The 13,937-nt window shown below is 73.5% G+C and carries 14 protein-coding genes; 1 reads left to right on the forward strand and 13 read right to left on the reverse strand.

Annotated elements, in window-relative coordinates:
• Positions 1-19: 19 nt before the first annotated feature.
• Entirely contained in the window at positions 20-1,429 is a 1,410-nt protein-coding gene (locus tag OG599_RS29075; protein WP_327178929.1) for a hypothetical protein, read from the reverse strand.
• Between the two features lie 200 nt (positions 1,430-1,629).
• On the opposite strand from OG599_RS29075, the gene OG599_RS29080 reads away from it, so the two are divergent.
• Positions 1,630-2,889 (forward strand): molybdopterin-dependent oxidoreductase, encoded by a 1,260-nt coding sequence (locus tag OG599_RS29080; RefSeq protein WP_327178930.1) that lies wholly within the window; start codon positions 1,630-1,632, stop codon positions 2,887-2,889.
• A 448-nt stretch (positions 2,890-3,337) separates the two neighbouring features.
• Here OG599_RS29080 and OG599_RS29090 read toward each other — a convergent pair whose 3' ends face one another.
• From OG599_RS29090 to OG599_RS29145, 12 genes are all read right to left on the reverse strand, one after another.
• On the reverse strand, positions 3,338-4,150 hold the full coding sequence (locus OG599_RS29090) for a class I SAM-dependent methyltransferase (protein ID WP_327178931.1): 813 nt from the start codon (positions 4,148-4,150) through the stop codon (positions 3,338-3,340).
• Positions 4,147-4,827, reverse strand: a complete 681-nt coding sequence (locus OG599_RS29095; protein WP_327178932.1) for a TIGR04282 family arsenosugar biosynthesis glycosyltransferase — start codon at positions 4,825-4,827, stop codon at positions 4,147-4,149. The genes OG599_RS29090 and OG599_RS29095 overlap by 4 nt, the downstream gene beginning before the upstream one ends.
• The gene (locus OG599_RS29100) at positions 4,824-5,567 is read right to left on the reverse strand and encodes a glycosyltransferase family 2 protein (protein WP_327178933.1); all 744 of its coding nucleotides are present in this window, start codon (positions 5,565-5,567) and stop codon (positions 4,824-4,826) included. The genes OG599_RS29095 and OG599_RS29100 overlap by 4 nt, the downstream gene beginning before the upstream one ends.
• Positions 5,568-5,708: 141 nt before the next feature.
• Positions 5,709-6,803 carry an NAD-dependent epimerase/dehydratase family protein gene (locus OG599_RS29105; RefSeq protein ID WP_327178934.1) on the reverse strand — a complete coding sequence of 365 codons (1,095 nt, stop codon included), beginning with the start codon at positions 6,801-6,803 and terminating at the stop codon, positions 5,709-5,711.
• A 91-nt stretch (positions 6,804-6,894) separates the two neighbouring features.
• Complete coding sequence (locus OG599_RS29110) at positions 6,895-7,686, reverse strand: ABC transporter permease (protein ID WP_327178935.1); 792 nt, start codon at positions 7,684-7,686, stop codon at positions 6,895-6,897.
• On the reverse strand, positions 7,683-8,702 hold the full coding sequence (locus OG599_RS29115) for an ATP-binding cassette domain-containing protein (protein ID WP_327178936.1): 1,020 nt from the start codon (positions 8,700-8,702) through the stop codon (positions 7,683-7,685). The genes OG599_RS29110 and OG599_RS29115 overlap by 4 nt, the downstream gene beginning before the upstream one ends.
• 92 nt (positions 8,703-8,794) lie before the next feature.
• Positions 8,795-9,646 (reverse strand): DUF4097 family beta strand repeat-containing protein, encoded by an 852-nt coding sequence (locus tag OG599_RS29120; protein ID WP_327178937.1) that lies wholly within the window; start codon positions 9,644-9,646, stop codon positions 8,795-8,797.
• Positions 9,647-9,756: 110 nt separating this feature from the next.
• Positions 9,757-10,266 carry a hypothetical protein gene (locus OG599_RS29125; RefSeq protein ID WP_327178938.1) on the reverse strand — a complete coding sequence of 170 codons (510 nt, stop codon included), beginning with the start codon at positions 10,264-10,266 and terminating at the stop codon, positions 9,757-9,759.
• A 196-nt stretch (positions 10,267-10,462) separates the two neighbouring features.
• On the reverse strand, positions 10,463-11,554 hold the full coding sequence (locus OG599_RS29130; RefSeq protein ID WP_327178940.1) for an ABC transporter ATP-binding protein: 1,092 nt from the start codon (positions 11,552-11,554) through the stop codon (positions 10,463-10,465).
• Positions 11,551-12,315, reverse strand: coding sequence for a molybdate ABC transporter permease subunit (gene modB / locus OG599_RS29135; protein ID WP_327180229.1), 765 nt, complete (start codon positions 12,313-12,315; stop codon positions 11,551-11,553). The genes OG599_RS29130 and modB overlap by 4 nt, the downstream gene beginning before the upstream one ends.
• Positions 12,316-12,470: 155 nt before the next feature.
• Entirely contained in the window at positions 12,471-13,313 is an 843-nt protein-coding gene (gene modA, locus OG599_RS29140) for a molybdate ABC transporter substrate-binding protein (RefSeq protein ID WP_327178941.1), read from the reverse strand.
• 221 nt (positions 13,314-13,534) lie between these two features.
• A complete protein-coding gene (locus tag OG599_RS29145) occupies positions 13,535-13,933 on the reverse strand; it encodes a TOBE domain-containing protein (protein WP_266711567.1) in 399 nt (132 codons plus the stop codon).
• Positions 13,934-13,937 lie beyond the last annotated feature (4 nt).

A 13,937-nucleotide genomic window follows, 5' to 3' on the forward strand; every position in this document is an offset into this window, starting at 1 on the left:
TTCACGGCATCCGCGCTCGTCACCAGCTCGTCCGCAGCAGGTGGTTGACCAGGAGCGCCAGCACCACCTGGGCGCCGAGCCAGCCACGCCGGTGACGATCGGGCAGCGCGGCGGCGGCGGGCAGCAGCCAGAGGACGAAGGGCAGCCAGATCCGCTCCGTCTCGGCCTTGCTCATCCCCGACAGGTCGGCCGCGACGACGGCCAGCGCCGCCGCCAGCGTGAGAACGGCGAGCCGCTGCGCCCCGGCGAGCGGCCGGCCGGTCCGCAGCGCCCGTACGGCTCCGGGCGCGGCGACCGCCGACCGGCGCAACCCGGCCACCGTGGCCAGTCCGGCGGAGACGGTGACGGCCGCGAGGTTGGCCCAGACCCAGTACCCGTACGGCCGCTTGCCGCCCACCCCCTGGTGGTACCGCTCCACCAGCAGCGGATACGCGTCCCACCAGTGGAACCCCGCCAGGGTGAAGAACGCGGGCACCACCAGCGATCCGGCGGCGAACGCGGGCAGCGGGCGGGCCGTCCGGGCGAGCACCAGGACGGTCGCCAGCAGGAGACCGGTCAGCGGGAGCCCGTAACTCAGGTAGCAGACAAGACCGAACAGCAGGCCCGACCCGGCCGCCGCCGCCCCCGGGAGGCGGGTCGCGCCGGTCGCCGACAGCGCGAGCAGTGCCATCGACCAGCCGGCGACCGCCGCGAACGCGGCGTCGGCCGAGACGCCCGCCCAGATGGCCCCCGGCGCGAGGACGAGGAACGGCGCCGCCTTCCGGGCGATCCGCTCACCGGCCAGCGCCCGCAGGGTGACCAGCGCCGCCGCGGCGGCGGTCGCCGCGAGCACGACGCAGCAGACCGCCGCCCACACCGCCCCGCCGAGACCGATCCGGTCCAGGAGCACGAACGGCAGGGTGGCGCCCGGCGGATGCCCGGCCACATGGGTCGGCCAGTTGCCGGGCCGGCCCATCACGATGTGGTCCTCGAAGGTGCGCAGGGCGGCGCCGATGTCGTGGAACCCGGCGACCCCCGCCAGGTACTCGTGCCGGCTGGTCAGCTTCAGGGCGAACCCGCTCCGCCAGCCGTCGACCAGCGCGAGCGAGAAGATCCAGGCCGCCGAGACCGCCCAGGAGAGGACGAGCAGCCCGCGCCAGCGCGTCCGGACGGCCACCCGGGGGCCGAGGGCGACGGCGAGCACGGCCAGCGCGAGCGCCGCCGGGGTACCGGCTCCGACGTGCGGCTCCCACGAGGCGATCAGGGGCGGCCACCCCGCGTAGAGGGACCCGTCGCCGTTCACGGCCCAGCCGACGAGCGCCGCCACCGCGACCAGTACCGCGCCCCCGGCCGCGGCCGTCAGGTCCCGGCGTCCCGTACGGTCCGCCGCCCCCGCGGTTTCCGCGGCTGCCGTTCCTCCGGCGCGTCCGGCGCGCTCCTCGGTCCTCACCCCGGCACGCTAAGCCTCCGGCAGCCGTTTCCCCCGGCCGACCGGGCCGCTTCGCGCGACGGAACGTCGCGGGGCCACCGCGCTCCCGCGCACGGAGTAACGGCTGCCGGGCCGTGCCGGGCCACTCGACGGGGTGACCCGGCCCGCACGGCGGGAGGCGCGTCCCCGTACCGACGGGGCCCGCACCCTACGGTCGCACCATGGTTGACCTCATGCGACGCCTCTCGGCCCTGCCGGGCCCGACGCGACCGGACTTCTGGCGCAGCCCGCTGCGCGGAGCCCGGTTCACCGCCGTGCTCGGCGTCGTGCTGCTCGTCGGGCTGACCCTGGTGGCGGTCACCGGGCTGCTCTCCTACGCCTCGTACAACCCGGATCTCGCGGCCGTCAACGACAAGACACCCGACAAGGGGCTGCTCGGCTTCTACCTGTTCGCCTGGCCGACCGACCCGTACTGGCTCTACCGGCTCACCCAGGGCGTGCACGTCACCCTCGGCACCGTGCTGGTCCCGGTGCTGCTCGCCAAGCTCTGGTCGGTCATCCCCCGGCTCTTCGCGCTCCCGCCGGCCCGCTCCCTCGGACACGCGCTGGAACGGCTCTCCATCGTCCTGCTGGTCGGCGGCGCGCTCTTCCAGTTCGTCACCGGGCTCCTCAACATCCAGCTGGAGTACGTCTTCCCCGGCTCCTTCTACCGGCTCCACTTCTACGGAGCGTGGGTCTTCCTCGCCGGCTTCCTCAGCCACACCGCGCTCAAGCTCCCGAAGGCCGTACGGGTCCTGCGCGCCGGTATCCCGGCGATTCCCGCAGACGAGAAGGACCCCCTGGCGGCGCCCGCGCCCGCCCCGCCGACGCTCTCCCGCCGCGGCGCGTTCGCCATGGTGGGCGCCGGGTCGCTGGTGCTGCTGGCCACCACGGCCGGCCGCAGCTCCGACGCCCTGCGCCCCACCGCCCTGCTCACCCCGCACGGGGTCGAGGACCCGGGCAGCGGGCCGAACGGCTTCCAGATCAACAAGACCGCCGCGTCCGTGCACATCCGCCCCGCCGACATCGGACCGGCCTGGCGCCTGACCGTCCGCGGACCGGCCGGCACCTTCCGCTTCACCCGGGCCCAGCTGCTCGCCATGGACCAGCGGAGCGCGGCGCTCCCCATCGCCTGCGTGGAAGGCTGGTCCACCTCCGACCAGTGGTGGCGCGGGGTGCCGCTGCGGGACCTGGCGGCGATCGCCGGGTTCCCGGACGACCCCCCGGGCGTCCTGGTGGAATCCGTCCAGCGCACCGGCTCGTTCCGCCGGGCCGCCCTGCGCGACAACCAGGTGCGCGACGGCCGCTCGCTGCTCGCCCTGGCGGTCAACGGCGAGCCCCTGTCCGCCGACCACGGCCACCCGGCGCGGATCATCGTGCCGGCCGCCCCCGGAGTGATGAACACCAAATGGGTCGGCTCCCTCACCTTCGGATCCCTGTGACCGGCCACGAGCGGGACCCGGACGGATCGCACACGGAGGGATCGCACACGGACGGGGCAGGGCGCACGGACCGGGCGGGGAGCACGGACCGGGCGGGGAGCACGGCGACCCGCCCGCGCGGCACGGGCTCCTTCCGGCGCCGGTACGGCGAGGGGCCGCTGCACCTGCTGCTCCTGGCCGCGACCTTCGCCCTGACCGGGTATGCCGGGGTCAGGCTCCTGCACGGCGACACCCTGCGGATCGTCCTCTGGTTCGCCGGTGCGGCCGTGGTGCACGACCTCGTCCTGCTGCCGGTGTACTCGACGGCCGACCGCGCCCTGCGCGAGGCGCTGGGGACGCGGCCGGGCCTCGGCCGGGTCAACTTCGTACGGGTACCGGCATTCCTCTCCCTGCTGCTCCTGGTGGTCCAGTTCCCGCTGATCGCCCGGCTCTCCGAACGCTACGAGCGCTACACCGGGCTCTCCGTCGACGTCTTCCTCGGCAACTGGCTCCTGGTCACCGGGGTGCTCTTCGCCGTCTCGGCGCTCTGGCTCGGCCTGTCCACGTGGCGGGGGAGCGCCCGGGCGTCCCGGCGGCGCAGGGAGACGAAGGGCCGCCCGTCCGACTCCCACTGATCGACCACCCGCCACCCCTGCGGACGGGCATGGCGCAGCAGGGCCGGGGTCCCGAGCCGGGCCCACGGGAACGGCGAGGGCGGGGGTGACGGAGGCCGGGTGCCGGCGGCGTCGGCCGCGGCAGGGCTTCCGTCGTGGAGATGGACCTCGGACCGCTCGTCCAGGTCGAGCGGGTGCGTCTCCACGACGAGGAGCCCGCCCGGGGCGAGCAGCGCCTCCACGCGCTCCAGCAGCGCGGAAGGATCACCGCCGATACCGATGTTGCCGTCCACCAGCAGCACCGTGCCCCACCGGCCCTCACCCGGCAGCGGGTCGAACACGCTGCGCCGCAGGGCCCAGCCTCCGAGACCGCGGGTACGGGCCACGGCGGCGTCGCTCACGTCGATGCCGAGCGCCCGGTGGCCGCGCCGGCCGAGCGCGGCCACCAGCCGGCCCGGTCCGCAGCCGATGTCGAGCACCGGCCCCTCGCAGCGGCGCAGCGCCGACAGGTCGGCGTCGTCGGCGCCCAGGCACCAGCGCTCCACGTCCAGCGGCATCAGCAGGCCGTCCGTCCGGCGGAGGAAGAGCGGCCCGCGGCCGGAGCGGAGGGCGTTCGCGTACGGGTCGGCCGCCCAGGGGACGTTGCCCGCGGCCTGGGAGTCGCTCATCGGGCCGCCGCCCGGTTCAGCCGGCCGAGCGTCGCGGCGAACCGTCCCTGCGGCGCGAGCCCGGCGACCCGCACCGCGTCCTCGGCGGTGTCCACGTCGCTGAGCCGGTCCAGCTCACGGACCCTCAGCCCGGCGTCCAGCAGCCGCGCGCGCTGCACCGCGCCGGTCTCGGGTACGGACATGGGGACGCCCCGCAGCAGCGCGGGGTCGGGGGACGCGAGCCCCAGGGCCCAGAACCCGCCGTCCTCCGCCTCGCCGAACCAGGCGTCGCACCGGTCCCACCCGTCCGGCGCCAACACGGGCGCCAGGTGGGACGGTTCGATCTGCGGAGTGTCCATGCCGATGAGGAGCGCCGGACCGTCGCAGCCGCCGAACGCCCCGGCGAGCCGTTCGTCCAGACCGCCGGAGCACTGCGGCACGACGTCGATGCCCGGAGGCAGCCAGGGGCCGGGCCTCCCCTCCAGGACGAGGACCCGGCGCGCGGCGGGCAGCGAGAGCACGGCCAGCAGGGTGTCCGCGAGGGAGGCGGCCGCGAGCTCCGCCGCCTCCTCGGGGCTGAACGGCGGGGTGAGCCTGGTCTTGACGCGCCCGGGAACCGGCTCCTTCGCGAGGACCAGCACGGTGGTCGGCCCCGAGGGGAGCGAGGCGTCGGCGGAGGTCGGTGCGTACGGGTTCATCGACACGACTCCGTCCGTACGGCGGTGCGCGCGCGGGGCGTTTCCCGCAGGACCGCCCGCATGTCGAGCACCGCGTGCCAGGTCCCCCGCCAGGTCCCGGTCACCTTGGACCTGCCGGTTCGGGGGCGGTACGGGACGTCCGCCTCGGCGATCCTGAGCCCGGAGTCGGAGGCCCGCACCACCATCTGGAGCGGATACCCGCTGCGGCGGTCGGTGAGATCGAGCGCCAGCAGGTCCGCCCGGCGCGCCGCGCGCAGCGGGCCGAGGTCGCGCAGCCGCAGACCCGTGCGGCGCCGCAGCATCCGGGCGAGCGCGATGTTGCCGAGCCGCGCGTGCAACGGCCAGGCGCCGCGCCCCTCGGGACGGCGGCGGCCCAGCACGAGGTCGCAGGTCCCGGAGGCGACCCGCTGGACGAACGAGGGCAGCAGGCCGGGGTCGAGCGAGTCGTCGCAGTCGCAGAAGCAGACGAACTCCGCCTCGGCGGCGGCGAGTCCCGCATGGCACGCGGAGCCGAAGCCGCGGCGCGGCTCGTGCACGACGGTGGCGCCGAGCGAACGCGCCACCTCCGCCGAGCCGTCGGTCGAACCGTTGTCGACGACGATCGCGCGCCAGCCGGCCGGGATGCGGGCCAGCACCCGGGGAAGGGCGGCGGCCTCGTCGAGGCAGGGCAGCACCACGTCGACGGAGAACGGTGTGGGGGAGGGGGAGGGCGTGGGGGAGCTGGTCGAGGTGTCGGTCACCTGGCTCACCCTATGGAGACGGATCGGGCATTTGCCGGTATATGGGACCGGCGAAACGGTGACGTCGATCGGGTGGCGGCCCGAGACCGGCCGCACCGCTCCGCCGCGCCGCTCCGTCAGGCGTCCGCGAGCCGGGCCCCGTCAGGCGTCCGCGAGCCGGGTCCCGCCCGGCGGAGCGACCGCCGCTCCCCGCTGCGGTGCGGTGGCGAACTCCCGCATCCCCTCGGCGAATCCCACCTTCGGCAGCCAGCCCAGGTCCGCCCGCAGCCGCCGGGAGTCCGCCGTCACATGACGTACGTCGCCGAGCCGGAACTCCCCGGTGACGACCGGAGGCGGACCGCCGTGCGCGGCGGCGAGGGCCGATGCCATCTCCCCGATGGTGTGCGGCTCGCCGCTCCCGGTGTTGTACACGGCGAGGGCCCCGGAGGTCCGCTGCGGCAGGGCGGTCAGCGCCGTCACGGCGGCCGCGGCGACGTCGGTCACGTGCACGAAATCGCGCCGCTGGCCGCCGTCCTCGAAGACCCGGGGCGCCTCACCGCGTGCCAGCGCGGAGCGGAACAGCGAGGCGACCCCGGCGTACGGGGTGTCGCGCGGCATCCCCGGCCCGTACACGTTGTGGTAGCGGAGCGACACCGCTCGGCCGTCCGTCGCGCGCGCCCACGCGGCGGCCAGGTGCTCCTGGGCGAGCTTGCTGGCGGCGTAGACGTTCCGGGGGTCCGCGGGGGCGTCCTCGGGGACCAGTCCCGGTACGAGGTCCGCCCCGCAGGACGGGCAGCGGGGCTCGAAGCGGCCCGCCTCCAGATCGCGCCGGGCACGCGGCCCGGGCCGGACGGGCCCGTGCCGCAGACAGTCGTACTTCCCCTCGCCGTACACCACCATCGACCCGGCCAGCACCAGGTCCCGGACCCCGGCCGCCGCCATCGCGGCGAGCAGCACCGCCGTGCCCAGGTCGTTGCAGCCGACGTAGAGCGGTGCGTCGGCGAAGTCCTTGCCCAGTCCGACCATCGCGGCCTGGTGGCAGACCGCGTCGACACCCGCCAACGCACCGGCCACGCCCCCGGGGTCCCGTACGTCACCGACGATCAGACGCTCGTACGGCCCCTCGGGAGCCGTGCCGCCGGGATGGGCCGAGGGCAGCAACGCGTCGATCACCACCACCTGATGCCCGGCCGCTACCAGGGCCTCGGTGATGTGCGACCCGATGAATCCCGCTCCGCCTGTGACGAGTACACGCATGACGCCACGTTAGGACGTGTCCGCCCCTTCACGTCGGAGCGGCGGGCGGTGTTCCCGCCCGGGGTGGAACGCGCCCAGCCGGGCGCCCGGGTCACTTCGGGTCGCGGTCGAAGAGCGAGGTGGACCAGAAGTAACCGAGCACGGCCAGCCCGAGGCACCAGGCGACGGCGATGAGGCCGTTGTTGCCGATCTCGGTGCCGAGCAGGAGTCCGCGCAGGGTCTCGATCGCCGGGGTGAAGGGCTGGTACTGGGCGATCGGCTGGAACCAGCCGGGCATCGCGTCCAGCGGGACGAAGGCGCTGGAGAGGAGCGGCAGGATCATCAGCGGCATCGCGTTGTTACTGGCCGCCTCGACGTTCGGGCTGGAGAGGCCCATCCCGACCGCGATCCAGGTGAGCGCCAGCGAGACCAGCGCCAGCAGCCCCACCGCCGCCAGCCACTCCAGGACGGTGGCGTCGGTGGACCGGAACCCGATGGCCACCGCGACGGCCCCGACGAGGACCACGCTCATCACGCACTGCAGCACGCTGCCGACGACGTGCCCGACGAGGACCGATCCCCGGTGGATCGCCATGGTGCGGAAGCGGGCGATGATGCCCTCGGTCATGTCCATGGAGACGGAGACCGCGCTGCCGATGGTGGTTCCGCCGATGGTCAGCATCAGGATGCCGGGGACGAGGTACTTGAGGTACTCAGACCGGTCCGCATCGCCGCCGGCGATCCCCGCGCTCATGGTGTCGCCGAAGATGTAGACGAAGAGCAGCAACAGCATGACCGGCGTGAGCAGCAGGTTCAGCGTCAGGGACGGGTAGCGCCGGACGTGCAGCAGATTGCGGCGCAGCATCGTGGACGAGTCGCGCACGGCGAGGGAGAGGGAGCTCATCGGACGTTCTCCTCGGTGTGGTTCGGCTGGGTCTGCTGGTCCGCCCCGGTCTGCTGGTTCGGCACGGTGCCGCCGGTGAGGGCGAAGAACACGTCGTCGAGGTCGGGGGTGTGGACGGTGAGTTCGTCGGCTTCGACGTGGGCGGTGTCGAGGCGGTCGAGGATGGTGCGGAGTTCGCGCTGGCTGCCGTCGCTGAGGATCTGGAGGGCGAGGGCGTCGTCGTCGCGGGAGGCGTCGGGCAGGGCGGTGGCGGCTTCGCGGTAGGTGGTGGGGTCGGTGAAGCGGAGGCGGACGTGTCCGCCGGGGACGAGGCGCTTGAGTTCCTCGGCGGTGCCTTCGGCGGCGATCTTTCCGTCGTGGAGGACGGCGATGCGGTCGGCGAGTTCGTCGGCTTCGTCGAGGTACTGGGTGGTGAGGAAGACGGTGACGCCGCCGGTGACGAGTTCGCGGATGATGCCCCACATGGTGTGGCGGGAGCGGGGGTCGAGGCCGGTGGTGGGTTCGTCGAGGAAGATGATCCTCGGGTCGCCGACCAGGGTCATGGCGATGTCGAGGCGGCGTTTCATGCCGCCGGAGTAGGTGGAGGCGGGCTTCTGCGCCGCTTCGGTGAGGTCGAACCGCTCCAGCAGTTCGGCGGCGACGCGCTTGCCCTCCGCCTTGGGCAGGTGGTGGAGGTCGGCCATGAGGAGCATGTTCTCCTCGCCGGTGATCAGTCCGTCGACCGCGGAGAACTGTCCGGTGACCCCGATCGCGGCGCGTACCGCCTGCGGGGCGGCCGCGAGGTCGTGCCCCGCGACCTGAACCTGCCCGGCCCCGGCGGTGATGAGGGTGGAGAGGATCTTGACGACGGTGGTCTTGCCGGCACCGTTCGGGCCGAGGAGCGCGAACACGGACCCGGCCGGAATGCGCAGGTCGATGCCGTCGAGGACGGTCCTGTCGCCGTAGGACTTGCGCAGGCCGATGGCGGAGACGGCGGCCGGGGACGGGTGGTCCGCACTCTTTCTGGATGTGGGCATGACATGAATCGACATGAGGGTCCTCGCGGTCGAAGGAAGGAGGTGAGGGGCGGGCGGGGAGGGAGGGCGGCCGGAGCCGGCCCTCCCCGCGGTCAGGCCGTGGCGCGGCGGACGTCGATGTTGCCGTGCCGGGTGCGTGCGCGGACCTTGACGGTGCTGCTGGTGCTGTCGGAATCGGCCGGTGCCTCGGACGCGGCGAGCGTGTTGCGTACCTGGCCCGAGCCCGAACTCGCGTCGAGCCAGGCGGCCGAGCCCTCCCGGATGCCGATCTCGATGGCCCCGTAGTTCGTCTCCAGCTGGAGCGTGCCACGGACTGCTTCGCCCACGCGCAAGGTGCCGTAGGCGGTGGTGGCGGTGACGGAGTCCTCCGCGCGTTGGATCTCGATGTCGCCGTGGGCACCGCTCACCCGCAGTTCGCCGGTCGCGGCCCGGACGGTGGTGGTGCCGTGCGAGTTCTTCAGTACGCCCGGCCCGTCGACGACCCCGACACGCAGGCTCCCGGAACTGGTGGTGATCTCGGCCCTGCCCTCGATCCGGTCCACGGTGATCGAGCCGTGAGAAGCGGTCAGATGGAGGGGGCCGGTCGTGTCGAGGCGGACGTCGCCGGACGAGGTCTTCACACGGACCTCGCCGAGGCGCCCCTCGCCGAGTACCTGGGTCCAGGCGCCGGTCATGTCGATGCGCGAGCCCGACGGCAGCTCGACGGTGACGTCGACGATGCCGGTACGACCGAACAGGCCGGACTTGGGCGTCCTGATGGTCAGTGTGCCGTTCGCGTGCGTCACCTCGGTCTGGCCGGCCGCCCGCACGTCCATGTCCCGCTTCGGGTCGCGGGGGTGCACCGCGACGACGGTGTCGAGGCGGTCGTCCGCCGTGAACTGGATGGAGCCGGCCTCCACGCGTGCGGTGACCGAGATCGCTTCAGGGGTGTCGAAAGAAGGCATGGCTGTCCCGTCCTCCGGGGTCTTGAGGTCGTCCCTGCTGGTGGGACGTGTCATGGATGAGGGATGTGCTGGTGTCTGCCCGCTCGGAAGGCGTCAGGCCGGGACCGCCTTCAGCGGACCCAGCCGGTGAAGCTCTGCCCGAGTGTCTGTGCCTTCTCCGCCGCGCGCGGCCGGCTGCCGTCGACGGCGGCCGACACGGCACGTACCAGCCACGCGTTGACCGACAGGCCCTCGCGGCTCGCGGCCTCCTCGGCGCGCGTCTTGAGGTGGGCCGGCAGGCGCAGGTTGACGCGGGCGGTGCCGCCCTCGTCTCCGTCGGCGGGCGCCAGGGAGGGAGGCGGTTCGACGGGGGCTGCCTGCTCCGCGGGGGAGTCGGTGAGCGGTCGGGTCACCACGAAGTCGGGGTCGAGTCCCCGCAGTCGTACGTCGACCGAGCCCGGGGCGAGCTCGCGGGTGACCTCGTCCATCGCGGCCGAGAGCACGTTGAGCAGGGTCAGCCGGGTCGCCGATTCCAGGGGGGCGGTGAGCCGCTCCGCCAGCTCGCGGGCTTCGTCGCCGCCGGCATCGGCGGCCACCGCGAGTTCGCGGCGGAGAGTGTCGACATACGGGGTGAGGTCCATGACGCCACTATGGCACCATGATGGCGTCACGCGCAAGGGTGGATGTGTCGTCTTGCGGGTGAGATCCAGCCCTACCGCTTTGACCTGCGGAAATGGGGGGCGTTGCGTCGGGATCGATGTGGCGTCCCGGTGTGTCGGGTGGCGTCACGCGGTGCCAAGTGGTGCCAGGTGGTGCCATTCGGCGTCGGGTGGCGCCTCAGGCGGGATACGCGTGGGTCTGCGCGGCCTTGACCGCGGCCCAGACCGTGGCGCCCGGGTGCAGGTCGAGTTCGGCGGCGGCGACCGTGGTGAGGTCGGCGGCGAGGGGGAGTTCGCCCGTGAGGTCCGCGCGGATCTGGTCGCCGTGCGTCTCCAGCCCGTCGACCTCGCACCGCCAGAGGTTGCGGGCGCTGGAACCGGTGGGGCGCTCCCGGTGCAGGGTGACCGCGTTCGGGGGGAACGCGACGAACACCGGCCCGGTGAGGTCCTCGGTGGTGGTGATCGCCGGACCGGCGTCGAGCCGGACGGTGTGGCCCTCGGCCCGCCCCCGGTAGAGGTTGAGCCCGACGAGCCGCGCGATGTAGTCGGTACGCGGGCGGCGGGCGATGTCCGACGGTGCGCCCTCCTGGACGACTCGGCCGTGCTCGATCACGACCAGCCGGTCGGCGAGGACCATCGCGTCCAGCGGATCATGCGTGACCAGCACCGCGACTGCCTCGAACTCGGCAAGATGGCGCCGGAGTTGGGACCTGACGTCGAGACGGGTACGCGCGTCGAGCGCGGCCAGCGGCTCGTCGAGCAGCAACAGCCGGGGGCGGGTGGCCAGGGCGCGGGCGAGTGCGACGCGCTGTGCCTGGCCGCCGGAGAGCCGGCGCGGCTTCGCCCCTGCCCGGTCGGTCAGCCCCATGCGGTCCAGCAGCGCGGCAGCCTGGGCCCGCGCCTCGGACCTGCGTACGCCCCGGCAGCGCGGCCCGAAAGCCACGTTGTCCAGGGCCGACAGGTGGGGGAAGAGCAGATAGTCCTGGAAGACGACTCCGACCGGCCGAGACTCCGGCGGCGTGCCCGTCAACGCGGCCCCGTCCAGCCACAGATGGCCCTCTGAGAGTGGAGTGAGGCCCGCGAGCGCGCGCAGCGCCGTGGTCTTCCCGGCCCCGTTCGGGCCCAGCAGGGCGACGACCTCACCGGGCCGGGCGCTCAGCTCCACGTCCAGGCGGAAGGCGCCCCGGTCCACGACGAGCCGGGCGTCGAGCCCCTCGGCCGGCGCCGGGGCGTCCGGAGCGTCGGAGGCGGAGGCGGACGTGGCCGTCATGACGCCGTCATCCAGCGGTCGCGCAGCCCCGCCAGCACCGCGATCGACACCGCCAGCAGCACCAGGCTCAACGCGATGGCGGCCTCCGGGTCGTCCTGCAGGGCGAGGTAGACGGCCAGCGGCATGGTCTGCGTACGGCCGGGGAAGTTGCCCGCGAAGGTGATCGTCGCCCCGAACTCGCCCAGGGCGCGGGCCCAGGCGAGTACGGCACCCGCCGCGATGCCCGGGGCGATCAGCGGCAGGGTGACCCGCCGGAACGCCGTGAAGCGGGAGGCGCCCAGGGTGGTGGCCGCCTCCTCGTACCGAGGGTCGGCGGCCCGCAGGGTGCCCTCCACGCTGATGACGAGGAAGGGCATGGCCACGAACGCCTCGGCCACGATCACCCCCGCCGTGGTGAACGGCAGCGTGATGCCGAACCAGGAGTCCAGCCACTGCCCCACCACGCCGTTGCGGCCGAGCGCCAGCAGCAGCGCCACACCGCCCACCACCGGCGGCAGCACCAACGGCAGCGTCACCAGGGCCCGTACGAAACCCCGACCGGGGAAGTCGGTGCGCGCCAGCACCCAGGCGAGCGGCACACCCAGCACCAGACTCACCGCGGTGGCGGCGGTGGCCGAGATCAGCGACAACTGGAGCGCCTGCCAGACCTCCGTACTGGACAGCTGCTCCGGCATGCTCCGCCAGGGGGCCCGCATGAGCAGGGCGACCATCGGCAGCAGCAGGAACACCAGCCCGAGCAGGGCGGGCAGCAGCAGCGGCAGCGGAACCCGGCCGCGCCGCCCCGTACCACCGGGCCCTCGCGCGCCGCCGCGCCGCCCCGTACCGTCGTCCCGTCCCGTGCTGTCGCCCCGGACGCGGCGAAGCCGTGACCGGCCCGTCGAAGGGCCCGTCACGGCGTCGGACGCGGTATGCCGTTTCACGGCTTGATGAACCCCGCCCCGGTCAGCACCTGCTGGCCCTCGGCGGACTGCACCAGCGCGATGAACGCCTTCGCCGCCTCGGTGTTGGGGGCGTTCTTCAGCAGCGTGATCGGGTAGTCGTTGATGGCGTCGGCGGACTCGGGGAACTCCACACCCTCCACCTTGTCACCCGCGGCCTTCACATCGGTCTTGTAGACCACGGCCGCGTCGGCTTCCTTGAGCTCCACCTTGGTGAGCGCGCTCTTCACGTCCTGCTCGTAGCTGACGGGGGTGAGCTTGAGCCCGGCGGCGTCCAGGGCCTTCTGCGCGGCGGCACCGCAGGGCACCGTCTTGTCGCAGAGCACGACCTTCAGACCGGAGTCCGTGAGGTCCTTGAGGGTGGCGACCTTGTCCGGGTTGCCGGGCAGGGTCGCGATCTCCAGCTGGTTGCGCACGAACGTGGCGGGCGTGCCCACCGCGTCCTTCGCGTCGGTGACGATCGCCATCGTCTTGGCGCTGGCGGCGGCGAAGACGTCGGCCGGTGCGCCCTGGGTGATCCCGGCGGCCAGGCTGTCGCTGCCCCCGAAGTTGAAGGTGACCTTCGTCCCCGGATGGGCCTTCTCGAACGAGGCGCCCAGGGTCGTGAAGCTCTCCTTGAGCGACGCGGCGGCGAACACGGTCACCGTGCCGGAGAGCTTCGGGGTGGCGTCGGCGGACGCGGAAGCCGAGGTGCCCGTCGGAGTGGTGGCGTCCGACGAGGAGTCGTCGGAGGAGGAGCAGGCGCTCAGCGCCAGCAGTGCGGCGACTCCCACGCCCGTCCACTGCAGGGTCCTACGGGTCCGGCGAGCGGAACGGGTCATCACGGGGTCTGCTCCCTCTGGTCGACGCGAATGCACGGACCGATCATACTGGCGCAGATGCGAGGGGGAAGACCGGAATAGCCTGGCAATAGCTGTGATGCAGATGCCCCGACTGGGGCATATGCGCTTCCCGGTCCTCGCGCGTGACTGCTTGTTTTCGGACATGCGTCAGCTCCCGGGAACACGTGGTCCCGGGGGCAGGGATGCGAGGGGTACCCGGATCAGACGCGGTCGATGTGCACGTTGGTCGACTTCACGCGGGCGGTGGCCTCCATGCCGACCTCCAGGCCCAGTTCCTCCACCGCCTCGCGCGTCAGCAGGGAGACCAGCCGGTGCGGCCCGGCCTGGATCTCGACCTGCGCGGCGACGTCACCGAGCTTCACCGCCGTGACGATGCCCGCGAAGGCGTTGCGCACCGAGGTGTACGGAACCTCCTCCTCGCCCCCGCCCGCGCTCCCGGCGACCTCGACGGAGAAGGCCGCCAGATCCCCGCCGTCGATGAGCCGGCGCCCACTCTTGTCGCGGTGCGTGGCCACCCGGCCGGCGTCGGCCCACCGCCGCGCGGTGTCCGGGCTCACGCCCAGAAGGCGGGCCGCCTGGCCGATCGTGTAGGACTGCATGGGC

The organism is Streptomyces sp. NBC_01335, from assembly GCF_035953295.1.
GTDB lineage: Bacteria > Actinomycetota > Actinomycetes > Streptomycetales > Streptomycetaceae > Streptomyces.